Source organism: Sphingomonas sp. S2-65 (assembly GCF_021513175.1).
Taxonomy (GTDB): domain Bacteria; phylum Pseudomonadota; class Alphaproteobacteria; order Sphingomonadales; family Sphingomonadaceae; genus Sphingomonas.
On record NZ_CP090953.1, the window covers coordinates 3,274,080 to 3,298,071 of the forward strand.

The 23,992-nt window shown below is 65.0% G+C and carries 23 protein-coding genes; 9 read left to right on the forward strand and 14 right to left on the reverse strand.

The genetic code is table 11. The features are described 5' to 3' along the window. Positions 1-237: 237 nt before the first annotated feature. The 3 genes from LZ586_RS15415 to LZ586_RS15425 form a co-directional block, all read right to left on the reverse strand. Entirely contained in the window at positions 238-1,449 is a 1,212-nt protein-coding gene (locus LZ586_RS15415; protein ID WP_235077186.1) for an MFS transporter, read from the reverse strand. After that, positions 1,446-2,327, reverse strand: coding sequence for an N-acyl homoserine lactonase family protein (locus LZ586_RS15420; protein ID WP_235077188.1), 882 nt, complete (start codon positions 2,325-2,327; stop codon positions 1,446-1,448). Before LZ586_RS15420 ends, LZ586_RS15415 begins: the two co-directional genes overlap by 4 nt. Positions 2,328-2,640: 313 nt before the next feature. Next, a complete protein-coding gene (locus LZ586_RS15425; RefSeq protein WP_235077190.1) occupies positions 2,641-3,543 on the reverse strand; it encodes an SDR family oxidoreductase in 903 nt (300 codons plus the stop codon). A 19-nt stretch (positions 3,544-3,562) separates the two neighbouring features. Here LZ586_RS15425 and LZ586_RS15430 point away from each other — a divergent pair, with 19 nt between their 5' ends. Next, positions 3,563-4,465, forward strand: coding sequence for a LysR family transcriptional regulator (locus LZ586_RS15430; RefSeq protein WP_235077192.1), 903 nt, complete (start codon positions 3,563-3,565; stop codon positions 4,463-4,465). 40 nt (positions 4,466-4,505) lie between these two features. Here the strand turns inward: LZ586_RS15430 and LZ586_RS15435 are convergent, their stop codons facing one another. Both LZ586_RS15435 and LZ586_RS15440 read right to left on the reverse strand, forming a co-directional pair. Beyond that, positions 4,506-5,519 carry a zinc-binding alcohol dehydrogenase family protein gene (locus LZ586_RS15435; RefSeq protein ID WP_235077195.1) on the reverse strand — a complete coding sequence of 338 codons (1,014 nt, stop codon included), beginning with the start codon at positions 5,517-5,519 and terminating at the stop codon, positions 4,506-4,508. 550 nt (positions 5,520-6,069) lie between these two features. Further along, positions 6,070-6,942 carry a LysR family transcriptional regulator gene (locus LZ586_RS15440; protein WP_235077197.1) on the reverse strand — a complete coding sequence of 291 codons (873 nt, stop codon included), beginning with the start codon at positions 6,940-6,942 and terminating at the stop codon, positions 6,070-6,072. Positions 6,943-7,088: 146 nt separating this feature from the next. On the opposite strand from LZ586_RS15440, the gene LZ586_RS15445 reads away from it, so the two are divergent. Continuing rightward, a complete protein-coding gene (locus tag LZ586_RS15445) occupies positions 7,089-7,253 on the forward strand; it encodes a hypothetical protein (protein ID WP_235077199.1) in 165 nt (54 codons plus the stop codon). Positions 7,254-7,354: 101 nt separating this feature from the next. Here the strand turns inward: LZ586_RS15445 and LZ586_RS15450 are convergent, their stop codons facing one another. The 5 genes from LZ586_RS15450 to LZ586_RS15470 are packed head-to-tail and all read right to left on the reverse strand — an operon-like array spanning position 7,355 to position 12,255. Beyond that, on the reverse strand, positions 7,355-8,206 hold the full coding sequence (locus LZ586_RS15450) for an aldo/keto reductase (protein WP_235077201.1): 852 nt from the start codon (positions 8,204-8,206) through the stop codon (positions 7,355-7,357). A gap of 10 nt (positions 8,207-8,216) precedes the next feature. Then, entirely contained in the window at positions 8,217-9,623 is a 1,407-nt protein-coding gene (locus tag LZ586_RS15455; protein WP_235077204.1) for an aldehyde dehydrogenase family protein, read from the reverse strand. Beyond that, positions 9,620-10,510, reverse strand: a complete 891-nt coding sequence (locus LZ586_RS15460; RefSeq protein ID WP_235077205.1) for an alpha/beta fold hydrolase — start codon at positions 10,508-10,510, stop codon at positions 9,620-9,622. Before LZ586_RS15460 ends, LZ586_RS15455 begins: the two co-directional genes overlap by 4 nt. A gap of 8 nt (positions 10,511-10,518) precedes the next feature. Continuing rightward, the gene (locus LZ586_RS15465; RefSeq protein ID WP_235077206.1) at positions 10,519-11,151 is read right to left on the reverse strand and encodes a glutathione S-transferase N-terminal domain-containing protein; all 633 of its coding nucleotides are present in this window, start codon (positions 11,149-11,151) and stop codon (positions 10,519-10,521) included. A 9-nt stretch (positions 11,152-11,160) separates the two neighbouring features. Continuing rightward, entirely contained in the window at positions 11,161-12,255 is a 1,095-nt protein-coding gene (locus LZ586_RS15470) for a Zn-dependent alcohol dehydrogenase (RefSeq protein WP_235077209.1), read from the reverse strand. A 243-nt stretch (positions 12,256-12,498) separates the two neighbouring features. On the opposite strand from LZ586_RS15470, the gene LZ586_RS15475 reads away from it, so the two are divergent. After that, the gene (locus LZ586_RS15475) at positions 12,499-13,155 is read left to right on the forward strand and encodes a response regulator transcription factor (protein WP_235077211.1); all 657 of its coding nucleotides are present in this window, start codon (positions 12,499-12,501) and stop codon (positions 13,153-13,155) included. A gap of 34 nt (positions 13,156-13,189) precedes the next feature. Here the strand turns inward: LZ586_RS15475 and LZ586_RS15480 are convergent, their stop codons facing one another. After that, entirely contained in the window at positions 13,190-14,596 is a 1,407-nt protein-coding gene (locus tag LZ586_RS15480; RefSeq protein ID WP_235077212.1) for an NAD-dependent succinate-semialdehyde dehydrogenase, read from the reverse strand. 188 nt (positions 14,597-14,784) lie between these two features. Between LZ586_RS15480 and LZ586_RS15485 the strand changes: the two genes are divergently transcribed. The 6 genes from LZ586_RS15485 (at position 14,785) to LZ586_RS15510 (ending at position 21,661) form a co-directional block, all read left to right on the forward strand. Further along, a complete protein-coding gene (locus LZ586_RS15485) occupies positions 14,785-15,240 on the forward strand; it encodes a (2Fe-2S)-binding protein (protein ID WP_235077213.1) in 456 nt (151 codons plus the stop codon). After that, positions 15,233-17,389 carry a xanthine dehydrogenase family protein molybdopterin-binding subunit gene (locus tag LZ586_RS15490; protein WP_235077214.1) on the forward strand — a complete coding sequence of 719 codons (2,157 nt, stop codon included), beginning with the start codon at positions 15,233-15,235 and terminating at the stop codon, positions 17,387-17,389. The genes LZ586_RS15485 and LZ586_RS15490 overlap by 8 nt, the downstream gene beginning before the upstream one ends. Further along, positions 17,386-18,717, forward strand: coding sequence for a c-type cytochrome (locus LZ586_RS15495; RefSeq protein ID WP_235077215.1), 1,332 nt, complete (start codon positions 17,386-17,388; stop codon positions 18,715-18,717). The genes LZ586_RS15490 and LZ586_RS15495 overlap by 4 nt, the downstream gene beginning before the upstream one ends. Positions 18,718-18,748: 31 nt before the next feature. Continuing rightward, positions 18,749-19,096: a carboxymuconolactone decarboxylase family protein gene (locus tag LZ586_RS15500; RefSeq protein ID WP_235077216.1), complete on the forward strand. Its 348-nt coding sequence runs from the start codon at positions 18,749-18,751 to the stop codon at positions 19,094-19,096. Positions 19,097-19,249: 153 nt separating this feature from the next. Next, positions 19,250-19,915 carry an MEDS domain-containing protein gene (locus tag LZ586_RS15505; RefSeq protein ID WP_235077217.1) on the forward strand — a complete coding sequence of 222 codons (666 nt, stop codon included), beginning with the start codon at positions 19,250-19,252 and terminating at the stop codon, positions 19,913-19,915. Positions 19,916-19,918: 3 nt separating this feature from the next. After that, positions 19,919-21,661, forward strand: coding sequence for a sensor histidine kinase (locus tag LZ586_RS15510; RefSeq protein ID WP_235077218.1), 1,743 nt, complete (start codon positions 19,919-19,921; stop codon positions 21,659-21,661). Positions 21,662-21,894: 233 nt separating this feature from the next. Here LZ586_RS15510 and LZ586_RS15515 read toward each other — a convergent pair whose 3' ends face one another. From LZ586_RS15515 to LZ586_RS15525, 3 genes are all read right to left on the reverse strand, one after another. Then, a complete protein-coding gene (locus LZ586_RS15515; protein ID WP_235077219.1) occupies positions 21,895-22,395 on the reverse strand; it encodes a cupin domain-containing protein in 501 nt (166 codons plus the stop codon). An 87-nt stretch (positions 22,396-22,482) separates the two neighbouring features. Continuing rightward, positions 22,483-23,313, reverse strand: a complete 831-nt coding sequence (locus LZ586_RS15520) for a CPBP family intramembrane glutamic endopeptidase (RefSeq protein ID WP_235077220.1) — start codon at positions 23,311-23,313, stop codon at positions 22,483-22,485. Positions 23,314-23,687: 374 nt separating this feature from the next. Further along, positions 23,688-23,990: a putative quinol monooxygenase gene (locus LZ586_RS15525; RefSeq protein WP_235077221.1), complete on the reverse strand. Its 303-nt coding sequence runs from the start codon at positions 23,988-23,990 to the stop codon at positions 23,688-23,690. Between the last annotated feature and the right edge of the window lie 2 nt (positions 23,991-23,992).

Here is a 23,992-nt window from a genome sequence, read left to right on the forward strand (position 1 = left end):
TGAAGCGCGGACCGTCTTCCCCGGTTCCGTGTTATCACCTCCAGAAGCATGACCCCATACCCTGGTAGGTGTCTTTGAATTCTAGATGGATGGTCACACGGGCGTCCAGCGTACTGCTGTCTCTTCCGGGCGGCGTTCGCGAGATGAGCCGCTTCGACGGTCTTGCTGAGGGCATAGCCCTCCTGCGCTCTCGACCGCGTGATCTCTCGTCAACGAAAGAGGATGCGAGGGGTGGCTCTAGACCTTCTGGTCTCGGACCAGAAGGAAGCCGGCCATCGTCGCCAGCAACGAGACTCCGGCGACTGCGGGCCAGCCCAGGCGGCTCCAGAGGATGGGGGTCAAGAGCGAGAAGATGCTGCCTCCGAGGAAGGTCCCGGTGGAATATACGGCGTTGAGCCGCATCCGGATGTCCGGCGCGAGCCCGTAAAGGGCAGCGCGGAGCGTCACGTCGGTTCCGATGGCTCCGATCCCGACAAGAACCATCGCCGCGACGATCCCGATGTAGTCGCTGGGCAGGACGAGCGCCGCCAGCCAGCCTGCGGCGGTCACTAGGAAGGCGAGGCGTACCACCGCTGCCATGCTCCAGCGGTCCGCCAATCGTCCGAGGAACGGCGCCGCAATCGCCGATGTCACGGCTAGAAGCGCCAGCTCGCCGATGCGGCGGGTGTCGAGATGGAATGGTGCTTCTTGGAGATGTAGCGTAAGTCCCACCCACAAGGCGTTGAAGCTGCCGAAACTGAGTGCCTGAAGCAGGGTGGCCCGTCTGAGCAGGGCGGACTGACTCACAAGGGCCGTGACGGACTGTAGAAGGCCGCGGTAGCTCTGTGGCCGCAGGCCGGGCGTGGGCGGCATCGCACGGATCATAACGACAGCCATGATGAGCGTGGCGAGCGCTGCCGTGGCGTAGACGGTGCGCCAGCCCACGGCGTAGCCGGCGATTCCGGCGACCGATCTGCCGAGCATGATTCCGGTCAGGATGCCGGTTGCGAGCATGCCGGTCACCGCCCCTCTGCGTTCCGGCGCGACCAGACGCGTCGCGTAGGCGGGCAGAAGATAGGTCACGATGCCGCACAGGCCCGCTACGAGGCTGGCGGCCATGTAGAGGGCGGGTGCGGTCGCCGTAGCCATTACGATCAGTGTGGCCGCCTGCACGGCGAGCAGACTTGTCGTGATTAGACGATTGTCGATGCGGTCGCCGAGCGGCAGAAGCAGGAGCATGCCCAAGGCTATGCCCAACTGGGTCAGCGTAGGCGCCATTCCTGAGAGCGACTTCGAGAGACCTAGATCGCGAGCGATGTCGATGAGGAGCGGCTGGCTGTAGTAGTTGTTCGCGACGCAGATGGCGCACGTGAGTCCCAGGAGGATCAGGGTCCCCGTGGAAAGCTCGATCTGACGGGCTAGCTCGGGTTGCGGAAAGCCGCCGCGCCTCTCAGTGACGGAGGCGTTCACGCGGCCGTCTCGGGGACGACGGGCTTTGCAAGAGGCGAGTAGCTGCCGACCTCCGTGACATCGATCGCGGGATTGGAGATCGCGTCGAGCGCAAGGCCCGCAATCCTTCCACCCTCGATCAGGGCCGGGGCGTCATGACTCGGCAGAAGGAACCGGCTGCCCGCCAAGGCCTTCTTGATCGCCCGCTTCTCTTCGAGCGTCGACATCGCGCGATTGGCAGTGATCGTGGGCTCGTGGGCGGCCTGGTCGAGGATCGGCTCGATGATCTGGTCGGTGAGGTTGTAGGCGATGTCGCCGCAAATGTTCGCCAGGCCGCCGTCGGTCTCGACCAGGATCGAGATCGATCCCGGCGTGTGACCGCCCGAGAGCCGGACGGCCACCCCGGGAATCAGCTCCTCCTCGAACGTGCCGTCTACGTCGAACAGGCGCAGGCTTCCGCGCGTGTGGAGGCGGTCGATTAGGTGCTTGGTATCTAGAGCCGTGTACATCCCGGGCCCCATGATGCCCGATGCCATGAACTCCAGCTCCTGACGTGCCATGCTCACCTGCGTCGTCATGGGAAACGTGAAATCCTGCCCGACGTGGTCCAGATGGGCGTGCGTGTGGACGATATGGCGGATGTCGCTGCGCCTCAGTCCATTCGCGGCGAGGTGGTGGTCGATCGTCATCTCCTGCGTCACCTCGTAGGGCAGGCCGAACGCCTCGAATTGCTCGACGCTGCGGGATCCCGTGTCGACGAGGATAGGCTCCTGGCCACCTGTGATCAGGAAGCCCAGGACGGGGATCGTGACCTGCACGCCTGGAGTGCGGAACATGACGAGGCCGCTGGCGTCGAGGGTCATGTTGCCGAGGTTAATCGGGTGGATCTTCAGGGGCATGGTCGTCTCCTGGACAGCTCGTGTTGGATCGAGCGCGGCGCAGAGACGCAGGTCGGGTCGAGCGGCGCCTCAGCAGCGAGTCGATGCCGAGACTGGGCATTTCCGATGTTTCGATCGTGGCGAGCAGCCGGACATCGGTCTGGGATCAGCAATACCAAAAGACAGGTGGGAACGTGTCCAGTTTGATCGTTCGGTGCCGAGGTTGCCCACGCGGCATGCTCAGGAGGAGGACGCAGCTTACACAGCTTCGCATTTCGGAGGGGAACTCGACGCGGCGAAATCGGCCGCGTCGAGCTGGCCTCGGAAACTTTGGTCAGCCTGCCTTCGGGAAGTCGGTTTCCGCCGCCGTTGCCGACTGCGCCCGAACTGCTTCGAGCCGTTGGCTCAGCACGCGATCGAGAATGGCTTGAGCATCGCTCCCCAGGACGAGGCGAAGCGGCGCCTGCTCCTCGTCGGCGCTGCTGATGATTGCGGCAGCCATACGCTCCGGATCTCCGTTCGGGGTGCGCGCCGGGTCCGTAAGAACGGCTTGAAGATGGCCAATGGGGGTTTCGTTATATGCTTCGACGCCGGCCCCCAGCCGTTCCGAGGCAGTGGAACGGAAGCTGGTGCGGGAGGCGCCAGGCTCGACGATCGTCACGCCGATGCCGAGCGGTGCGATCTCCTGAGACAGAGAGTCGAAGAAGCCTTCCAAGCCCCACTTGCTCGCATGGTATAGCGACGCTCCCGGATGGGTTGCCTGTCCACCATATGAGGAGATGGCAATGAGGCGTCCGTAGCCCTGTTGGCGCAGATGGGGGAGGGCAGCACGCGCGACTTCGATCGGCCCGACGAGGTTCGTGTCGATCTGGTGGCGGATCTGATCGCCCGTCAGCCCCTCTGCAGCGCCGAAGAGCCCATATCCCGCGTTGTTGACGACGACGTCGATCTTGCCCTCGGAGAACCCAGAATCCACTACCGCGCGGATCGCATCCGTTTCACTGAGATCAAGCTGCGCCACGCTGAGGCGGGGCGCATGCTCCGCCACCAGCTCGGCGACAATGTCCAGATTGCGGACGGTGCCGAACACCCGATCTCCGCGCTTGAGCAACTGCTCGGCCATCGCGCGACCTAGGCCACTGCTGATCCCCGTGATGAACCAACTCTTCATGACTTTCTCCTTCCGCAAGGTAGATAAGACAGGTAATTCGTGGTAATTAGCCGGCTGGTTCGGCATGGACTGATGGTGATTTGCCATGAAATCCCAACCGAGCCTTCTCGAGCTCCGAGCGCTCGCTGCGGTCGCCTCGCATCGCAGCTTCCGTCGCGCCGCGGGCGTGCTGGGGCTGGCTCCCTCGACCCTCAGTCACATGATGACGCAGCTCGAGGCTCGGCTGCAGACACGCCTCCTCAACCGAACCACTCGGAGCGTGGCCACGACTGCGGCTGGTGCCCGGCTGGTGGAGCGGCTGGCGCCATTGCTCGGTGGGATCGACGATGCTCTGTCGGATCTCGAAGGAGAGCGCGACGAGCCTAGTGGAAATGTCAGGATCGCCGCATCCGAGACGGTGTGCATGCTGCTCATGCGGGAGGCGGTCCCTCGCTTCCTCGAACGCTTCCCGCATGCATCGCTCGACCTGGTCGCGACTGCCGATCTGGTCGATGTCGTCGCCGAAGGTTTTGACGCGGGGATCCGGCTGGGGGAGGCCGTGCCCCGCGACATGGTTGCGGTTCGTGTAGGCGGGCCTTCCAGGATGCTTCCCGTGGCGACCCCCGCCTACCTGAGCGGACATCGGCCGCCGGAGAGCCCGGAGGACCTCCGTCTCCATCGGTGCATATGCTCCCGCACGCCGGGCGGCCGACCGTTCCAATGGGAGTTCGAGCGTGACGGAGAGACGTCGACCATTGCGGTTGCCGGTCCCTTGACGCTCAATCGCACCGAGCTGATGATCGACGCCGCACTGTCCGGCCTCGGTGTAGCCTATGTGCCCGAGCGGCTTGCCGCACCGCATCTAGAGCGTGGATCTCTCGTGGCGATGCTTGAGGCATGGTGCCCCGCCTATCCCGGCCTTTTCATCTTCTATCCCGGCCATCGACACGTCCCGGCGGTGCTGCGTGCCCTGGTGTCGGTGTTGAAGGACTCGTTCGGCAGAGAGTAGCGACGGGAGGCGTGACCGCCACCCGCCGCCGAGCCTTCGTTCAGAAGCCCTCCAGAACCGTCTTGCCGATCGCCTTTCCGCTCTCGACGAGCTTGTGCACCTGCTTGAGGTTCTCCGCATTGATTGGAGAGTGGGTCTTGGTGAGCGTCGTGCGCAGCACTCCGGCGTCGACCAGGTGCGACACCTCTTCGAGGAGCTTGTGCTGTTCGATCATGTCGGCGGTCTGATACAGCGAGCGCGTGAACATGAGTTCCCACGCGACGGTGATCGACTTGCGCTTGAGCGGGACGATGTCGAAGCTCTTCGGGTCGTCGATGAGCGCGATGTGGCCCTGAGCGGCGACGATCTTCGGGAACAGGGACAGGTAGTGGTCGCTGGCGGTCAGGCCTGCAAGATAGTCCACCTCGGAATGGCCAATGCGCGCGAGTTCCTCGTCAAGCGGCTTGTGGTGGTCGATGACCACATGCGCGCCCATCTTCCGGACCCAGTCGATGGTTTCGGGACGTGAGGCGGTGGCGATGATCGTTAGGCCCGTCAGACGGCGCGCCAACTGAATCAGGATCGAGCCCACTCCTCCGGCGCCGTTGATGACGAGGAGGGTGCCAGGACCCTTCTTCTGCCCATAGGGCACGCGCAGGCGGTCGAAGAGGATCTCCCATGCGGTGATCGCGGTGAGCGGCAGCGCGGCGGCCTCGGCCCAGTTCAGGGAAGACGGCTTGTGACCCACGATGCGTTCGTCGACGGCGTGAAGCTCGGAGTTGGTGCCGGGACGGCTCAGATCCCCGGCGTAGAACACCTCGTCCCCTACCTTGAAGAGGCTCACCTCGTCACCGATCGCTTCGACGACGCCCGCCGCATCCCAGCCGAGGATCTTAGGATCGCCGTCGGTCCGTGCGCTGCTGCTCCGGACCTTCACGTCCACCGGATTCACTGAGATCGCCTTCACCCGCACGACCAAATCACGTGGGCCTGGTTTCGGCGTCGGAAGTTCGAGGTCGAGCAGAGCGTCATCCCGGTCGATGCTACCGGCCGCGTGATATCCAATGGCCTTCATGAAAATATCTCCATCCTTGTTCGTGCCTCAGATCGGCCTTGGGTCAGGAAATCGCCATCGACAGCTTCGCACGTCGGCCATGCGCTCATGCATGGCCCTGATTGTGAGACGGCGTCGATCAGACGCTCGAGCTGAGGCTCCGACCAGCCGGCGCGAAGGAAAGCGCCGATCTCAACCGCGGGAATGGTCCAGCCATAGCGTCGCGCCAGGCTTGCCGTTCGACGGAGCGCCTCGAGGCGCAACGACGCGAGAGGTAGCGGTGGGTCTTCCAGCAGCCTCGACAGTAGGCGCCCGAACGCAGACCATTGGAGCGGCTTGGATCCGTCGCGGCTTCCGATTGCGATGACGAGCCACTCGAGGCTCGTGAAGTCGTCGGCCGCCCCGTCCCTGGGGATGTCCGATGATCGGCTTACGGTCTGAACCTGCATGTTGGCGCTTCCGTGACCTCCGCGACTTGTGCGGTTCGCCTATCTTGCCGGGGCGCCAAACGTTCAGCCATTCTACGCTCGCCTCAGGTCACCCCTACTCGGGTATGACTTGGGGACCGAATCTACAGGTCCGCCGGCAGGACCTCGTCCAGATGCTCCACCAGGCGCCGAAGGCGGCGAAGCCGGCGCAGATCCTCATGGTAGCCGAGCCAGAGGTCACGGGCGGGTGGCTCTTCGCCGCCTAGCTGCTCGAGCGGCAGGTTGTCGCCGATCACGCGGGGAAGCACGGCGAGGCCGGCCCCCGCTGCGCAGGCCGCACCCTGAGCCTCGCGGTTGTTGCTGCGGAAGGTGAGAGCCGCCGAAGGCCAGCGCGCCCGCAGCCAGGTCACGTCAACGAGACGATCAAGGGCGCTGTCCATTGTGACGAGTCGATGCCCCTCGCCGCTCGACGACGAAAGGGGATCGCCGCAGCGATCGATGTAGGCAGGCGAGGCATAGAGGCCGTAACGGATCCGGCGGAAGCGCCGATGTATGATGTCCGACCCTGAGAATGGCACGAAGCGGAAGGCCAGATCGGCCTCCCGGCGCTGCAGGTCGAGCAGTCGGGAGTCTGCGACGATCTCAACCGTCAGACCGGGCTGGGCGATCGCGAGGGTCGCGAGCGGCTCCGCGAGGATGCGCGAGGAGACCCAGTCCGACGCGGACATGCGGACGACGCCCTCGATCCCACGCGCGCCTCCGGCTACCTTGCGCTCGAGGGCTAACGCCTCTTCCGCCATCTGCTCGGCGTGTAGCAGCATCGCCTCCCCCTCGTCGGTCAGGCGAAAGCCGCTCGAAGTCCGCTGGAACAGGGCCGCTCCGACGGAGCTTTCGAGAGCCCTGAGCCGACGTCCGGCAGTCGGCTGGCTCAGCTTGAGGCGGGTCGCGGCGGAGGTGAGGGTTCCCGCCCGGGCGATCTCCAGGAAGAGCTTCAGGTCATCCCAGCTGATCGACAAACGTTATCCTCCGCGCAATTGGTCAAGCCATCGGTCCGTACGCAACCAGCGGGATGGTGCCGCCGGTGTGCACGCCATACCATCGCACATGTGGGATCCGTCCGGGACGCGTGGCACTCTCCCGAAGGTCCAACATGGAGAATACGATGACAACCCCGATCTCAGACGACGGCGTAGCGGCATCGCACCGGGAGGCTCTGCTGGACGAGGCGCTCGATGAGACCTTCCCGGCGAGCGATCCGATCTCGCTGTCACCACCGCCGTCCCACTACGATGTGATGGCTCAGGGCGCGCGTCTGCTGGACGAGTGACTTCGCGCGGCCCGCCGCCACCTCGGCGGGCCGCTCGGTTCGCTGAGCCGATCCGCAGGCCGGCGGCAAGCCTGGGAGTCCGCCGCCGCTGGACCACGAGTTCAGCCCGAGGCGCGTCCGGCCTCGTCGAGTTGGGCGAACTGGTCGTCAGACAGCTCGATGGCCGAGGCGCGGACGTTCTCTTCCAGGTGCGCCGCCTTGGAAGTGCCGGGTATCGGCAGGATGGCCGAGCTTCGGCGCAGCAGCCAGGCGATGGCGATCTGGCCCGGCGTCGCGCGATGGCTGCGCGCGATGCGGTCGAGAACCGAGCCGGCTTCGGTGAGGCGCCCTGCCGCGAGCGGGAACCACGGAATGAAGCCGATCCCGTTCTCCTCGCAATAATCGACTATCGCCTCGCTTCCGCGATCCGCGAGATTATACCGGTTCTGCACGGTGGCGACCGGAAAGACCTTTCGAGCGGCTTCGATCTCGGCGATCCCCACCTCGCTGAGCCCGGCATGCCGGATCACGCCGGTGTCCAGGAGCTGGCGGATGGCACCGAATTGCTCGCCTGCCGGAACCGTCGGATCGATCCGGTGCAGCTGCCAGAGGTCGATCCGTTCGACCTTGAGCAACTCGCGGCTGCGATGCGCCTGCCCGATCAGGTAGGTCGGGTCGCCATGCGGCAGCCAGCCGTCCGGTCCCGGACGGCGCAGTCCGGCCTTGGTCGCGATGTGGAGATCGGCCGGGTAGGGGAACAGGGCCTCTCGGATCAGCGGCTCCGCCACGTCGGGCCCATAGCTGTCCGCCGTGTCGAGCAGGTTGATGCCCAGCTCCGGAACGCGGCGCAGGGTTTCGAGAGCCCCGGCGCGATCGCGCGGCGGGCCCCAGACTCCGGGTCCGGTCAGGCGCATCGAGCCGAAGCCCAGGCGGCGGACGGTCATGTCGCCGCCGATCGTGAATGTGGATTGCATGATTGGCTTCTCAGGCTGCGAGCTTGGCGTTCAGGATGCGCAGCTGCGTGAAATCCTCCATGCCTTCGACGCCGTTCTGCAGTCCGATGCCGGACTCCTTGGCGCCGCCGAACGGAACGTCGAGCGGAAGGGCCATGTGCTGGTTCACCCAGATGGTGCCGGTTTCGATCCTGCTCGCGACCTCGATGCCGCGCTCGACGTCTCCGGTCCAGATCGTGCCACCCAGACCATAGTCGCTTGAATTCGCCTCGGCGATCGCCTCGTCGACATGGTCGTAGGCTTGGATCGGGAGGACAGGGCCGAACTGCTCCTCCTGCACCAGGCGTGCGTCGTTGGGCAGTCCCGTCACGATGGCCGGGGCGATGAAGTATCCTTCACCCGTGGGCTGGCCGCCTGTGAGGAAGGTCCCGCCCTCCTCGCGAGCGCTCTCGATGAATGCCAGCACCTTTTCGAACTGCATCTTGTTCTGCAGCGGTCCCATCGTGGTCGCCGGGTCCATTCCGTCGCCGAGCACTGCGGCTTGCGCCCGCTTGGCCAATGCAGTCGCGAGCCTCTCGACGATTGCTCGCGGCGCATAGACCCGCTTGGTCGCGTAGCAGACCTGCCCGGCGTTGATGAAGGCGGCGGCATAGATCTTGTCCGCGACCCACTCGACGTCGACGTCGTCGAGCACGATCGCCGCGTCGTTGCCGCCGAGTTCCAGCGTGAAGCGCTTGAGCGTCTCGGCTGCGGAGTCGAGAACCTTCTTGCCGGTCGGGGTCGATCCCGTGAAGCTCACATGGGCTACGTCCGCGTGACTCGTCAGCAGGGGGCCGAGATCGTTCGCGTCGACCAGCGTCTGGAACACGCCTGCCGGGAAGATGTCGGCTGCGAGTTCGCCAAGAAGCAGCGTCGAAAGCGGCGTCGAAGGCGCGGGCTTGGCGATGACGGTGTTCCCGGTGATGAGTGCCGGACCCAGCTTGAACGACAGCAGGGTCATCGGCCGGTTCCACGGCATGATCGCCACCACGACGCCCTGGGCGTAGCGCTGCTCGACGATCAGCTCCTGTTCGTTGCGCCGGATCACGCGGTCTTCGATCTTCTGGCTTGCGAAGTGGCGGATTGCATCGGCTGCCCTGCTCACCTCGAAGCGGCAATCCGCGATCGGTCCGCCACGCTCGCGGGTGAGCGTCTCGGCGATGCGGTCCCGGTTCGTGGCGATCGCCTCGGCGAAGCGCTCGAGATAGGGTCTTCGCCCGTCGTATCCGAGCGCCGCCCAGTCTACCTGGGCGCGTTTCGCTGCGGCGATCGCCTGCTCTGCCTGGTCCTTGTCGGCACGGGGAGCCTGGGCGAATGCCTCGCCTCTGGTGGGATCGATCACGTCGGTGACCGACGCTCCATCGGTGAGCTTTCCATCGATCAGAAGGCGATGCATCATTTGATTTCTCCTGAACGCCCGTTCGCGAAGGCGGTGAGCGCGTCTGCAACTGCTTGTGGGTTTTCTTCGGCGAGCCAATGGCCAGCGCCCGGAATGACGCCGACGGAAACGTCGGCGGCGACTTCCTCCATCATCGGCCCGATGCGGTCGGCGTATCTGCCGCCTGCGCCGGCGAGTGCCAGCACCGGCATCCGGAGCGCCCCTTGCTCTGCCTGAAGCCGTCGGTTGTCGGATACGTCCTTGGCGAACGAGCGGTAGAGTTCGAAGCCCGCTCGCATTCCGCCGGGTTGCGAGAAGTTACGGACGTAGCTCTGGAACGCCTCGTAATCGATGGCCGAGGCGTCGAAGGCCATGTCATGGTAGTAGCGCTCAAGATACAAGGCCTCGCGGCCCTGCGTGAGTGCCTCGGGCAGGTCAGGCGCCTGGTGGAAGTGGAAGTGCCACACCTTCGTTCCGTCGCGCGAGACCTCGTCGAACATCCGGGTGCCCGGTATGACGGAGTCCAGGATCGCAAGCCGGCTGGTGCGTTCGGGGAAGCGGCGCGCGAAGGCGTAGGCGACCATCGCTCCGATGTCGTGACCGACCACCGTCACAGGGCCTGTGACGCCTAATTGGTCAAGCATGCCTGCAAGGTCGCCGGCCAACGTCAGCTTGTCGTAGCCGGCCGGTGGGCGGGCCGAGCCGCCCGCACCCCGCAGATCAGGCATCACCAGTCGGAAGCCAGCGGCGAGCAGCGGTTCCACTGTCTTGCGCCATGCGATCCCCATCTCGGGATAGCCATGGATTAGCAAAAGGACTGGGGAACCCTGCTCGCCCGCCGTGCTGAAGTGGATCCGCACGCCATCGACATATGCTGCGGAAGTCCTCACCTTCGAACCTTGGTTCATCTCACCCTCTACGGTTGGGGAACGGGGGCGGACAGGTCGACCATGCCGCGCCCCTCTGCGGTGAGCGCGGCGCGCACGGACGGGCGATCGGCGATACGCGAAAGCAGCGCCGCTACCCGTGGAAGGGAAGCGGTCGGGATGCCGTAGAAGCGTGTCCAGCTCGCGATGACGAAGAAGTATGCGTCGGCCGCCGTGAAGGTCTCACCTGTCAGGAATGGACCTATCATGTCGCGTTCGACGAATGCGAGCCTGCCGGTTATGCGATCCATGACCAGGCCTCGCATGGCGTCGTCAATCGGCCAGTTCAGCGGGACGAAGCTTTTGTGGAGTTCTGCCGCGACGTAGCTCTGCCACTCCATCACCCGGTATCTGGCGATGGTGCCTGGGGCCGGCATGAGGTCGTGACGCTCTGCACGATCGCAGAGGAACTGGGCGATGACCACGTTCTCGGTCAGCGCAGTTCCGTCGTCGAGGACGAGCAGAGGAACCATTCCCCGCGGCGCGGCCTGGCGGTAGTCGGACCCGTCGGGACGGGTCTTGGCCGTCACGTTCACCACCTCCAGCTCGAATGGCAGTCCGATCTCCCGAAGGAGGACATGCACCGACAGGGAGCTGGCCCCCGGGTGGGTGAAGAGCTTCATGGCTTGCGCTCAGAAGGACGTGATCACGGATCGCGCGATGGCGCCGTGCTTCAGGTCCTCGTAGGCCTCGTTGATCTCGCTGATGTTCACCTCGCGCGAAACCAGGTCGTCGAGGTTGAAGCGGCCCTGAAGGTAGAGGTCGGCATACATGGGGATGTCGCGCTTAATGTTGCTCGACCCCATGAAGACGCCGCGCAGATCCACCTGGCGGACGATGACGTCCAGTCCGGCCAGAGGGAACGTCTGTCCGGGGCGATGCAGGCCGATCAGATAGACGCCTCCGCCGGGCCGGACCATCTGGATCGCCTGCTCCGACGTGGAGGTCAGACCGATCACCTCGAAGGCGTGATCTGCTCCGCGCGGGAGGATCGCCTTCACTGCGGCCACTGCGTCGGTGTCCTTGGCGTTGATGAAGTCGGTCGCTCCGAATTTGCGGGCCAGCTCCTCCTTCTGCGGCTGCGCATCGATGGCGATGATCCGTTCCGCGCCCGCGAGCTTGGCGCCTGCAATCACGTTCAGCCCGACGCCGCCTACCCCGATCACGACGGCGGTTTCGCCGGGCCTCATGTCGGCGGTGTTGATGGCGGCGCCCGCACCGGTGATGACGCCGCAGCCGAGGATGGAGGCCTGCGGGAACGGCACCTCCTCCGGCACCTTCACGAGCTGGTTCTCGTGCACCAGCGTCTGCTCCGCGAACGCGGCGGTACCCCATCCGGTGTAGACGGGTGCGCCATCGGACGTGCGGGTGAGCCGCTGGCCGTCTTCCGAAGCTCGCATCGTCTCCTGCGGATTCTCGCACTGGTAGGTGCGTCCCGACAGGCAGGAGATGCAGTGGCCGCAGAACTGGACGAGCGAACCGACGACATGGTCCCCGACCTTGAGTTCGCGGACGTGGGGGCCGACTGCGCTGACGATCCCCGCCAGTTCGTGACCGAGGACGGCGGGCAGCGGCGTGCCGTAGTTCGCCTCCGCAAGATGAAGGTCCGAATGGCACAGGCCGCAGGCCTTCACGTCCACGAGCACCTCGCGCCCCTTGGGCGCGTCGATGCTGACCTCCTCGATGTCGAACCGGCCTTCGTTTGCGTTCAGAACTGCGGCTTTCATGATCCAGGCTCCTGATGGTGCTCGTTCGCTCGAAGTCGGGAGCGTCCGTGTGGCATAAGGATGCTGGATTCCGCGCGTGATCCCATCCGTACGCAGGTATGGGTCGGAGACCTGGAGGTATGCTGTGCGCGATGGCCTGGCCCCATACTCATGTATGGGCCGGTCCGCCCGCTATCTGCTGGCACCTCCGGCGCCACGGGCGTAGGTGTTCCTTTCCAGCAACCGGTTCGAAGGAGGCCGTTCGTGACAGCAGCAACGCCGGCTATCTTGAGCAATGCCGCTTCTGACCAGATGCATGACTCGCCGCTCGTGCTCATCGTCGACGACGACCCCGACATCCGTGCCAGCCTCACCGACATGTTCAATTCGGTAGGAATCGATGCGATGGTTTTCTCCTCCACAGCGGAGATGCTGCAGGAGGGGGTTCCGGACCGTCCGAGCTGTCTGGTCTTGGATCTGCGGCTCCCAGGGTCGAGCGGACTGGACCTGCAGGCCCGGCTTGCAGAGGATGGGGTCAACATCCCTATCATCTTCATCACAGGCCATGCGGACGTGCCAACTTCCGTGCGCGCCATGAAGGCTGGGGCGCTGGACTTCCTCCCGAAGCCGTTCCGGGAGCAGGAGCTCCTCGACGCCGTCGCGGAGGCGCTGCGTCGCGACCGGGAGCGACGGCTAGGAGAGGTGGAGCTTAACGAGGTGCGGGTTCTCGCCAAGCATCTCACGCCCCGCGAGGTGGATGTGCTCCGCGGGGTGGCGCGCGGTCTCTTGAACAAGCAGATCGCCTACGAACTGGGCATCACCGAGATCACCGTGAAGATGCACCGGTCGAGTGCCGGGCGGAAGCTGAAGTCGGTCTCGGTCGCCGACATGGTCCGGAAGGTGGAACTCCTGTCGCTGTAGTCTCGGGGCCGCTTCAGCGGCCCCGATCCACCATTCAGCCCGCGGCGTCGGCGCCAGGCGGGAGTGCTCCGGGCGGAGAGACTGCCACCAGCTTCCAGTTCACGAACTCGCCGAAGCCGAGCTGGCTGAGCTCCCGGCCGTATCCGGAATTCTTGATGCCGCCGAACGGCATCTGTGGCGTCGACCAGGTCGGATTGTTGACGAACGCCATTCCGCTTTCGATCGCCAGCGCGACGCGTTCGCCGCGTTTGAGATCCCCGGTGAACACGGACCCTCCCAAACCGAACGGGACGTCGTTCGCCAAGGCCACGGCCGCTGCTTCGTCTGGCACTACGTAGAAGGAGAGAACCGGTCCGAAGATCTCCTGCGAGTAAACCGGATTGTCCTTGCCGATGTTCGCGAGGATGGTGGGCTCCAGATAGCTGCCTGTCCGGTCGATCCGGCTGCCGCCCAACGCGATCTCGGCACCCGCGGCCTTAGCCTCCTCGATCTGCTTCAGAAGCCCCTGTAGGGCGCCCTCGGAAGACACCGGCCCCAGCGATGTTTTCGGATCGAGCGGATCGCCCGGCTTCAGCGATCCCATCGCCGCCTTCATGGCTTCGAGGAAGAGTTTCCCGCGCTCCTCTCCGACCACGATCATGCGCTTGGTCGCCACGCAGCTCTGGCCGGTGTTGTTCATCTTGCCGACCATGGCGTTGAGCACGGTGGCCTCTACGGGTGCATCCTCAAGCACGATCATCGGATCAGACCCGCCCAGCTCGAGAACCGACTTCTTCAGGTTTCGTGCGGCTCGCTCGGCTACGCTCGCGCCCGCCTTCTCGCTTCCGGTGAGCGTCACGCCGCGAACCCGGGGATCGTCGATGATGGCTCCGATCTGGTCGGTGGTCACGAACAGATTGGCATAGGCGCCCGCCGGGACTCCCGCGCGTCGCATAACGTCTTCGAACGCGAGTGCGCACGCAGGCACGTTGCTGGCGTGCTTCGCGACGACGACGTTGCCGACCATCAGCTGAGGACCGGCGACGCGGGCGAGCTGGAAGAAGGGGAAGTTCCAAGGCTCCACCGCAAGCAGGATGCCGAGGGGCTGCGCGTGAAGGGTGGCTCCGGGCGCGTCGGGAAGGGGCTTGGGAGCCAGGAAATCGGCTGCGGTGTCGGCATAGTAGTCGAGAATCGCCGCCGACAGCTGCAGTTCACCGATCGCCTGAGGTACGAGCTTGCCCATGTCGCGGGACATCGTCTCGGCGAGGACCTGCTGCTCCTCGCGAATGATCTTCGCCGCCCGCTTGAGGATGGCGGCGCGTTCGGACACGGCGCGGTGCGGCCAATCGTCCCGGTAGCACCGCGCCGTCTCGTCCAAGATCGCGGCGAGTGCATCGTCGGTTATTGACTCGAAGCTCTTCTCCACCTTGCCGGTGGCGGGGTTTGTCGTGCGGTAGGCCATGACGTGTTTTCTCCAGAGGCAGTCTCCGTAGGATCGGGCCGTTTCGCTGCTGCCGATACTGCATTGGCGTATGGGCGAAGGACGACCTTGGCAGGGATCGGACCTACCAAGGTAGGGCGTCCCATACCGATGTAGGTCTGCCCCCGCTCGTCGCCTCGGCCTAGCCGTTCCATGAAGCGGAGGGCGCCATGGTCAGCATGCGGATAAACGACGAAGTGAGGGAGGTGGTGGCCGACAGCGACACGCCGCTCCTGTGGGTGCTGCGCGATCTGCTCGGCATGACGGGCACCAAGTTCGGCTGCGGCATTGCCCAGTGCGGAGCGTGCACCGTCCATGTCGACGGCGAGGCGGTCCGATCCTGCCGTCTGCCGGTCGGAGAGGTGGGCGATCGGGCCGTCCGAACCATCGAGGGCGTAGGGTCGACGCCGGTCGGTGCGCGCGTCCAGAAGGCCTGGCTCGATCTCGAGGTGATCCAATGCGGTTACTGCCAGTCTGGCCAGATCATGGCGGCAACGGCGCTGCTCACAGCGAACCCGGATCCCGACGATCAGGCGATCGACGCTGCGATGGCGGGCAACATCTGCCGCTGCGGAACGTATGTGCGGATCCGTGACGGAATCAAGCGGGCTGCCCGCCATGGGTGAGGTTGCACTATCGAGGCGCCAGATCCTGCGAAGCGGCGCTCTTGGCGGAACGGCGCTCATCCTGGGCATAGATCTGCGTTCGTCGAACATCGCCGCGGCTGCCGGCGGAGCGGCCGGAACATTCGAGCCCGACGCCTTCATCCGGATAGGCTCGGATGGACACACCACCCTGGTCATGCCGCAGACGGAGATGGGGCAGGGCATCTACACTGGGCTGTCGATGCTTATCGCCGAGGAGCTCGACCTTCCGCTGGAGGGTGTGACGCTCGAAGCGGCGCCAGCGAGCGACGAGCTCTACGGCAACCCGATCTTCAAGGTGCAGGCGACCGGCGGCTCGACCTCCATGAGAGGGTATTGGCTGCCGATGCGAAAGGTCGGTGCGACCGCGCGGGCGATGCTCGTCGCGGCGGCGGCGAGGCGCTGGCGGACCGATCCAGCCGGCTGCCGGACGGAGGCTGGAGCCGTCATCCATGACCTCAGCGGTCGCCGCCTCACCTATGGCGAACTGGCAGGTGCGGCCATGCGGGAGAGACCCCCGGCGGAACCTAAGCTCAAGGATCCGGCCACCTTCCGCCTCATCGGTCGCCCGCACCATCGGCTCGACTCTCCGGGCAAGGTCGATGGCACCACGAAGTATGGCATCGACGCGATGCCGTCCGGAGTCCGCTTCGCGAGCCTCACCTCGTCGCCGGTCCTAGGCGGCCGGGTCGCCGTGGTCGATGACGCGCAGGCTCGCTCGCTCCCGGGCGTTCAGCAGATCATCGTTCTGGACGATCTCGTCGCGGTCGTGGGGGATACCTCCTGGGCGGCGCTTCGCGGGCTTGCTGCTCTGGAAGTCCGCTGGACCGACGGACCGTTCGCGAACGTGTCCACAGAGACTGTCCGTGCTGGTCTGCATGCGGCTGGAAGCACCCCGGGAGTGACCGTGGTCGATACGGGAGCGCGCGCCAAGCTGACCGGTAGCGGGGTCATCTCCGCCGCGTACGAACTGCCTCTGCTCGCCCATGCGCCGATGGAGCCGATGAACTGCACGGTGCATCTGACGCCGGGGCGTTGCGAGGTCTGGGTCGGAACGCAGGTCATGACCATGGCGCAGCGCGCGGCTGCGGAGGAAGCCGGGCTCGCTCCCGACCAGGTGACCGTCCATAATCACCTCATTGGAGGTGGGTTCGGGCGTCGCCTCGAGGTCGACGGCATTCGCAAGGCCGTTCGCATCGCCCGACACGTGAACGGACCCGTCAAGGTCGTCTGGAGCCGCGAGGAGGATATCGGCAAGGCCCCATACCGTTCCGTCTACGGAGCTTGGATGCAGGCGAAGCTGGAGGACGGCAAGCCGGTCGCATGGTATCACAAGACGGTAGGCCCGACGGTCGTCGGGCGTTGGCTCCCACCGGCCTTCGATGGCAAGATCGACAACGATGCGGTCGATGGGGCCGCTGAGACGCCATACGACTTTCCATCCAGCTACGTGAACTGGGTGCGCCACGAGCCCCGTGGGGTGCAGACCGCCTTTTGGCGCGGCGTCGGGCCCAATCTCAACGTCTTTGCGACGGAGAGCTTCGTCGACCGCGTCGCGCGGGAGGCCGGCAGGGATCCCCTCGAATTCAGGCGGGCCTTGATCGGCAAGCATCCACGAGCACGTGCAGTTCTGGACCTGGCTGCGGCTAAGGCGGATTGGGGTGGACCGCTCCCCGCGCGGACTGGGCGCGGCATCAGCCTGCAATACGCGTTCGGCACGTATCTCTGCACCGTCGCGGAGGTGGTCGTCGCCGATGATGGAACGGTGTCGGTGACCCGGATGACGACCGCCGTCGATTGCGGGACCCCCGTCAATCCGGATGGTATCGTGTCGCAGATCCAAGGCGGGCTTGTCTTCGGGCTGTCGGCCGCGCTGCACGGCCGCATCACGCTGGAGGGCGGCCGGGTCCAGCAATCCAACTTCCATGATTATCGGGTGGTGCGCATCGACGAGACGCCCCGCATCGACGTTCACGTCGTGCGCAGCGCCGAGGTGCCCGGTGGCATAGGGGAGCCGGGCACCGTGTCCGTCCAGGCGGCAGTGTGCAATGCCATCTACGCCGCCACGGGCGTCCACCTCACGCAGATGCCGATCGACCCGAGCCTGCTCGCCAAGGGGGCTCGAGCATGACCATGGTGCGACGCGGTTGGCTTCTCCTTGTCGCGGCGACGCTCGTCTTCGCCGCAGTGGTCGCATGGCGCCTCTTGATCCTCCCGGGACCACTCGCCTTCGCTGGCGGCACGCAGGTCGATCTAGCCGCGTATAGCGGCCCTGCCGTGACCGGCGTTCCCATCGAGCTCGCGCACGCGGATCCCGTGACCAAGGGCAGATATCTCGCGGAAGCCGCCGATTGCGCAGCTTGCCACACCGCCAAGGGTGGCACGCCGTTCGCAGGAGGTCGACCTTTCAAGCTCCCCTTCGGCACCATCTACACCCCCAACATCACACCCGACCGAGCCACTGGCATTGGCGCCTGGACCGATGCGGAGTTCCTGCGGGCGGTCCACAAGGGAATTGGGCGCAATGGGGAGCGCCTCTATCCCGCGTTTCCGTATGCCTCCTACACGCTCCTGACCGACGACGACGTCCTGTCGATCCGCCGGTATCTGACGACCGTGCCCGCGGTGGTGCAGGAGAATGTTCCCAATACCTTCAGGTTCCCGTTCAACCAGCGCTGGCTGATGGCGATCTGGAGCACGTTCTTCAGCCCTAGCGAACGGTTCCGTCCGATCGCCGAACGGAGTGCGCAGTGGAACCGCGGCGCCTACCTGGTCGAGGCTGCTGGTCATTGCGGTGAATGCCACACTCCGCGCACGCTGATGCAGGCGATGGACACGCGTCGCAAGTTTGCCGGCGGTCAGGCCGAAGGCTGGAACGCCTACAACATCACCGGTGACCGCACGAGCGGAGTCGGCGCGTGGTCGCCGGCAGATCTCGCCTCATACCTGTCCAAGGGGCATGCGCCTGGCCACGGAGTGGCTTCCGGCCCGATGGCGGAGGCGGTCGAGCTGAGCACCAGCCGCATGACGCCCTCCGACATCGCCGCGATGGTGATTTATCTACGCACGGTCCCGCCAGTCGGCACGAGGGCCTCTCCCCGGATGGCTGGTCCCGTCTCTGCGGTCCCGGCTTCTGGACCGGGTGGCGATCCTGCAGGGAGGCGGATCTTCGAGGGCGCCTGCGCCAGCTGTCACGCCTGGAGCGGCCGCGGAGCGATCACGTCCGATCAGCAGCTGACGGGGAACCGCGCCGTGAACGACGCGACGGCGGCGAACGTCGCCATGATGATCCTCAACGGCATCGGCGAACCCGAACATGCGGGTGCCTTCATGCCCAGCTTCCGCGCCTCCTACACCGATGCGGAGATCGCGTCGGTGGCCAACTACGTCACGGCTAGGTTCGGCGCGAAGCCGTCGCGGGTCACTGCGGCGGACGTCCGGAAGATGCGCGAGGAATAGTCCTGCGCGCTGCGACATAAGGAGAAGATCTATGCACATGATGGATTGGAACAACTATCGGGACCAGGTGCTCGCAGGCGTCGGAGGGATCGGGAAGATCTCGCCTGAGACGACACGCGGCTACGCCGCCCTGAGTGCCGCTGGCGACAAGACCGGCTATCTCGACAAGAAAACCCGGGAGCTGATCGCTGTCGCCTGCGCAGTCAGCCTGCGCTGTGACGGCTGCATCACGGTCCACACCAAGGCGGCACGGGACGCGGGTGCGACCGAGAACGAGTTGACCGAGGCGCTGGGGGTGGCGGTCGCTCTGAACGCAGGCGCCGGACTGGTCTACTCTACGCGGGCGAGGGATGCGTTCTCCGCAGTCGCAGAGGCCTGAGCACAGGGCTTCGCCCGTCCGCTCCGCGGGTCCGCCGCAATGAACGTGTGGGCGGGCCCGTCAATATCGACCGAGGTATGTGTTGTTTCGGCGAGGTGCTGGCGGGACAGTGCTGGCCATGCCTCTGAGGCGAATTGGGCGGGTGGTTCTATAATGGTTGAATTGAGCGAAGTCTTGTTGGTGGAAGGGGAGACTACGCTTCCAGGTGGCTGGTTCGACGTGAGGGGGCACGTCTGCGGCTTGTTCAGCGGCGTGGAGGAACAGTATCAGGTTCTTCTTCCCTTCATCAAGGAGGGGCTCGACCGTGGGGAGCGTGCCTGGCACACCGTCGATCCTCGCCGGAAGCTGGATCATGCTCGTCGCCTCGAAGCCTTCGGCATCGACGTCGAGGCTCTGATCTCCTCGGGGCAGCTTGTCGTGCACGACTGGGAGGAGGCCTTCTTCGGCGCGGGCGACTGGGACAACATGAAGACGGTTGAGAACTTCCGGGCGCTTTGCGTCGCCGGGCGATCGCTCGGCTTTCCGCGGACACGGTTCATCTGGGAAGGCGAATACGCAATGGCCGTTCACACGCCCGATGAACTGCTCGAATACGAGGCGATCTTCCAAGCTCACGCGTTTCCAACTCCGCAGGATCAGGACGTGATGATCTGTGCGCTGAAGATGCCGGAATGGAGCGGCGAGGTTCTCGTGAACGCGCTGCGGACCCATCCCTACGCCATTGTGGGGGGGCAATTTCGGGAGAATGCCTTCTACGAGGCGCCTGAGGACATTCTGGCAGCCTGCCGACGTAAGCGGTCGGCGGCCCGTTGCTGCTGAGCCATGTTGATCGCTCAAGGGGATGGGCCGAAGCTGAGCTCCGGCGATCTGGAAGCCGACAGTCTCAGGAGCTGCGTCAACGACCTCGTGGGCGTGCTGTCGCTGCGCGCTCTTTGGGCCGGCGGCGAGCCGGCTCGGATCGCCGAGGTCCTCGTCCAGTCCCTGAGCGCGGTTCTCGAGCCGGACTTCGTCTACCTACGACTGGTGCAAGGCGGCGGGGATTGCAGGCAGGAAGTATTCCGGGCGGGTCCATCAGCCGGGGAACGCCTTACGGTCCGAGCGGTCTCGGACGTTCTTGACGATTGGATGGGTGGCGCTCTCAACCCCTGCATCGGCGTAACCAGCAGAGTGGTCGAGGGCGAGCCGGTGACTCTCGTCGCTCAGCACCTCGGCGTCAGGGACGAATTTGGAGTGGTGATGATCGGCGCGCGCCGTGAGACCTTCCCGACCGCCACGGAACGGTTGCTGGTGAACGTCGCCGTGAGCCAGGCGCTGATCGGACTGCAGGAGAGCGCGCGGCTCGCGGAGCAGCGTGCGAGGGCCGCGGAGCTCGATCGGATGGTCGCCCAGCGAACCTTGGAACTCGCGGTCACGAACAAGATGCTCAGGCGGAGCGAAGCGCTCCTGAGTGAGGGGCAGCGGCTGAGCCTGACCGGAAGCATTGCATGGCGACCGGACAGGGACGAAATCACTTGGTCCGAGCAGACGTATCGGCTCTTCGACATCGAGCCTACGGACGGACCAAGCCCGGACATCATCTACAGCCGAATTCACCCCGACGACCTCTGCGGATACAAGTCCCTGATAGAGAGGGCCAAGACCGGGGCGATGGAGGATCACGCCTACGAGTTCCGGCTCGTGAGACGCACGGGGGATGTTCGCTACATGCGCCTGGTTTGGCGAGCGCTCGTCGAAGGACCCGAGGATTTCGAGTATCTCGCGGCGATTCAGGATCTGACGGAGCGCAGGCAATCCGAGGCCGCTGCCGCCGCCTACCAGACTCGAATGAGCGAGATGCGCGATGAGTTGGCGCATGCCAACCGCTTGGCGACGGTGGGCCAATGGACCGCGGCGATATCGCACGATGTCCGACAGCCTCTGACCAGCGTCATGCTCAGTGGCAACACGAGCCTCAACTGGCTGGCTGCCGAACCGCCTGACGTCGCTGCGGCTCGAAGGGCTATCGACCGGGTCATAAACGGGGCAAGACGCGCGATAGACATACTGGACCGCACGAAATCCTTCGCGAAGAAGTCGTTCGTCAGGAGGGAGACCTTGACGCCGAACGACATCGTTGACGACACCGTCGCTCTGGTGGGTTCGGACGCGCACCGGCGAGGCATCACTATCTCGACGCACCTGAACGGCTCCATCGCGATCGTCGCCGATCGCCTTCAGGTGCAGCAGGTCGTCATGAACCTGGTGGTCAACGCCATCGATGCGGTTGCGACCTTCGGTGGTGAGAAGAAGGAGGTGACGGTGGAAACCTGGGACGAGGACGGCTCTTCGATCGTGATCGAGGTGCGGGACAACGGGCCTGGCATACCGGAGGCGCAGCGCGAAAGGCTGTTCGAGGCATTCTTCACCACGAAGGCCGATGGTATGGGCATGGGCCTCGCGATCTGCCGCGAGATCGTCGAAGCGCACGGCGGGAGCCTTACCATGACGCCGGCCGCGCCTCATGGAGCCGCTTTCAAGGTCGCGCTTCCACAGGAGTTCGAGCCGTACGCCGCGTCCGCCGGCTGAACGCACGTCGATGACCTCCGGCCCAAAGCGGACACGCCGGAGCGCAGGCTCGCACTTCGAAGGTCAGACGCAGGCTGCCCCCGAAATCTCTGACGCTCTTCCCACCGCGTCGAGCGTTTCGAGCGCTCGGGCGAAGCCGTGCTGCGCTCGTCAGGTTCAAGGACGCCAGCCGCCACGCTGATGGCCTGATCGGAGGGACAACGTGGCGTGGCCGACTAGAGAGATCCGACTCTTTATTTCTGCGCGACCGACGGAACGCCGTCTGCCCAATCCTGTCGACCGGGCGCGAAGAAGTCGATGTCGATCGTGTCTTCCGGGCAATGGAATTCATGAGGGACGTTGGGCGGGATAATCAGGATCGTCCCTGCCGTCATCACGAACCGGCGCCCTTGGGAGAACACGTCGCACCGGCCTGACACGATCCAGGTGATCTGCTCGTTGGAATGATGGTGCAGCGGGAAGACTCCACCGGCCTTCACCGTCCATTTCACGAAAGTCGACTGTGCACCGCTGAGATACTGCCGTTGAACAAGAGGAGAGATCTGCTCCTTTGGTTGGGCGTCGAGCGCATACATGAGCGGCAGGGCTGCAGTATGATTGCTGACGGAGGGGATCATGCCTCGTGAAGGTGCTTTGGTCACGATTGGCCCATCGTTGATGGATGGAGCTGGCGCGGTCTGAGCAAAGGCGGCGCTCGACGTCGCGGCGACACCTGCGATCAGCGACGTGATCATTCGGAGCATAGACTGTGACCTTCTTCTGAACGGGTGGGATGGACGGCGACAACGCTATCGGCTCCGCGTCCTTGGTGCAGCGTAGCGTCAGCTATGGCTTGGTCGGTGCGAGATGCCGCCGGTCGCTGCGTGATCAGACGTTCGACATCGCGCATGCGTTTGGGTCAGGCGCATCGTTGCGAGGAAGACGGCGAGACCGATGATGACGGCAACCGGTGACGCCTCCGGTCCGAAGTCGCCGCCACTCAGCCAGGCGGCTGCATGCGGAAGGGGCGTCGTGGTAAGGAGGCTTCCAGTGCTCGGCATGCCCGACACGCTCGCGCCAAGGACCGCCCCCTGCGCGAAGTTCCAACCGGCATGGGCGCCTACCGACATCCAGATCCGCCCCGTGAGCAGGTAGAAGCCGGCGAACGTCAGGCCCGCCTCCACTGCGATGGCGGCCGCCGACCCCAGGCTTGCCCCCGGGTTGCCAAGGTGTGCCAATCCGAACAGCGCGGCGGAAAGAGCAAGCGCCACGTCCACGCGGAACGCTCGCGCCAGCAGTCTGAAGATCACCAGCCTCGCCAAGAGCTCTTCGAGCAGCCCGGTGCCGAGCGCTTCGCGGACGTCGTGGGGCCAGTCAGCCCAGACGGTGGCCCTGATGGAATAGATGCCCGCCAGCCAGAGGACCCCGACGGTGGCTGTCATGATCGCGGCACCGATCGCTATCCCGGCGGCAAGCTCCCGCGGCAGAGGACCGAGCGCGAGTTCTGCGGGACTGCGCCTTTCTCCCCACTGCACCAGCGTCGCATAGGCGCCATATGCTAATATGACGGTGAGGAAGGCCATGGCCAGGATCACCGTCTCGTTGGACGTGAAGCTGCGGACCACCGACTGGAGCGAGAGGATCGCAAGCATAACTGCGAGCAGCAGGATCATCCACAGCAGGCATCGCAACGGTCGCCATTTGCCCCGGAGCACCCCCGAGACGTCGGGCAGGTTGCAGCCGAGGAGATCGGAGGTGGGCGCTGGCACCAAGTGCCTACGAGGTCTTCGCATGATCCTATCCGCTTTGCTGGAGTGCGACGAGGTGGAGGCAACGCGGACCGCCTATCGCGCTGCTGGTGTGCATTGCCGACGCTGGCGAAGCGCATTCCGTGCTTCTGGCCGAGGGCGCTTCTGTTTCATCTGGGCGTCGACCGCCGTCTCGCGGCTGTTGCGACGAGATGGCGGCCGCACATGGAATTGGCCATACGACCTGTGAGGCGTGCCTCACCCCACATGGTAGGTGCTGGATGCGTGCATGGTGTGCGTCAGTCTAGCCGTCGCAAGGGTTCGAGGCGCAGGGGTTCGCTCAGGAGTTCCTCGAACCTTGAGGCGAGTGCCTCGAGATTGGCGGCCTTGGCGTGCGCATCGAGCGCCGCCCGATCCTTCCAGACTTCAAACATCACCACGGTGCCGGGATGCTCGCGGCTTACATGTGGCTCGTATGAGATGCATCCAGGCTCGTCGCGAACCTTGGGGACGATCGCGAGAACGGCATCTACGAGTGCCTGCTCCTTGCCGGGCTTGGCGACGAGATGGGCGATAAGTTGAATTTGGTTCTGGTCGGTCATGG

Coding starts and splice junctions, on each gene's coding strand:
- LZ586_RS15460 (WP_235077205.1), bottom strand. CDS start 10,510: ATGAACCAAGGTTCGAAGGTGAGGACTTCCGCAGCATATGTCGATGGC.
- LZ586_RS15525 (WP_235077221.1), bottom strand. CDS start 23,990: ATGACCGACCAGAACCAAATTCAACTTATCGCCCATCTCGTCGCCAAG.
- LZ586_RS15420 (WP_235077188.1), bottom strand. CDS start 2,327: ATGCCCCTGAAGATCCACCCGATTAACCTCGGCAACATGACCCTCGAC.
- LZ586_RS15450 (WP_235077201.1), bottom strand. CDS start 8,206: ATGCAATCCACATTCACGATCGGCGGCGACATGACCGTCCGCCGCCTG.
- LZ586_RS15510 (WP_235077218.1), top strand. CDS start 19,919: ATGTTGATCGCTCAAGGGGATGGGCCGAAGCTGAGCTCCGGCGATCTG.
- LZ586_RS15470 (WP_235077209.1), bottom strand. CDS start 12,255: ATGAAAGCCGCAGTTCTGAACGCAAACGAAGGCCGGTTCGACATCGAG.
- LZ586_RS15425 (WP_235077190.1), bottom strand. CDS start 3,543: ATGCCGAACCAGCCGGCTAATTACCACGAATTACCTGTCTTATCTACC.
- LZ586_RS15480 (WP_235077212.1), bottom strand. CDS start 14,596: ATGGCCTACCGCACGACAAACCCCGCCACCGGCAAGGTGGAGAAGAGC.
- LZ586_RS15445 (WP_235077199.1), top strand. CDS start 7,089: ATGACAACCCCGATCTCAGACGACGGCGTAGCGGCATCGCACCGGGAG.
- LZ586_RS15500 (WP_235077216.1), top strand. CDS start 18,749: ATGCACATGATGGATTGGAACAACTATCGGGACCAGGTGCTCGCAGGC.
- LZ586_RS15505 (WP_235077217.1), top strand. CDS start 19,250: ATGGTTGAATTGAGCGAAGTCTTGTTGGTGGAAGGGGAGACTACGCTT.
- LZ586_RS15430 (WP_235077192.1), top strand. CDS start 3,563: ATGAAATCCCAACCGAGCCTTCTCGAGCTCCGAGCGCTCGCTGCGGTC.
- LZ586_RS15435 (WP_235077195.1), bottom strand. CDS start 5,519: ATGAAGGCCATTGGATATCACGCGGCCGGTAGCATCGACCGGGATGAC.
- LZ586_RS15520 (WP_235077220.1), bottom strand. CDS start 23,313: ATGATCCTGCTGCTCGCAGTTATGCTTGCGATCCTCTCGCTCCAGTCG.
- LZ586_RS15495 (WP_235077215.1), top strand. CDS start 17,386: ATGACCATGGTGCGACGCGGTTGGCTTCTCCTTGTCGCGGCGACGCTC.
- LZ586_RS15465 (WP_235077206.1), bottom strand. CDS start 11,151: ATGAAGCTCTTCACCCACCCGGGGGCCAGCTCCCTGTCGGTGCATGTC.
- LZ586_RS15485 (WP_235077213.1), top strand. CDS start 14,785: ATGGTCAGCATGCGGATAAACGACGAAGTGAGGGAGGTGGTGGCCGAC.
- LZ586_RS15490 (WP_235077214.1), top strand. CDS start 15,233: ATGGGTGAGGTTGCACTATCGAGGCGCCAGATCCTGCGAAGCGGCGCT.
- LZ586_RS15515 (WP_235077219.1), bottom strand. CDS start 22,395: ATGATCACGTCGCTGATCGCAGGTGTCGCCGCGACGTCGAGCGCCGCC.
- LZ586_RS15455 (WP_235077204.1), bottom strand. CDS start 9,623: ATGATGCATCGCCTTCTGATCGATGGAAAGCTCACCGATGGAGCGTCG.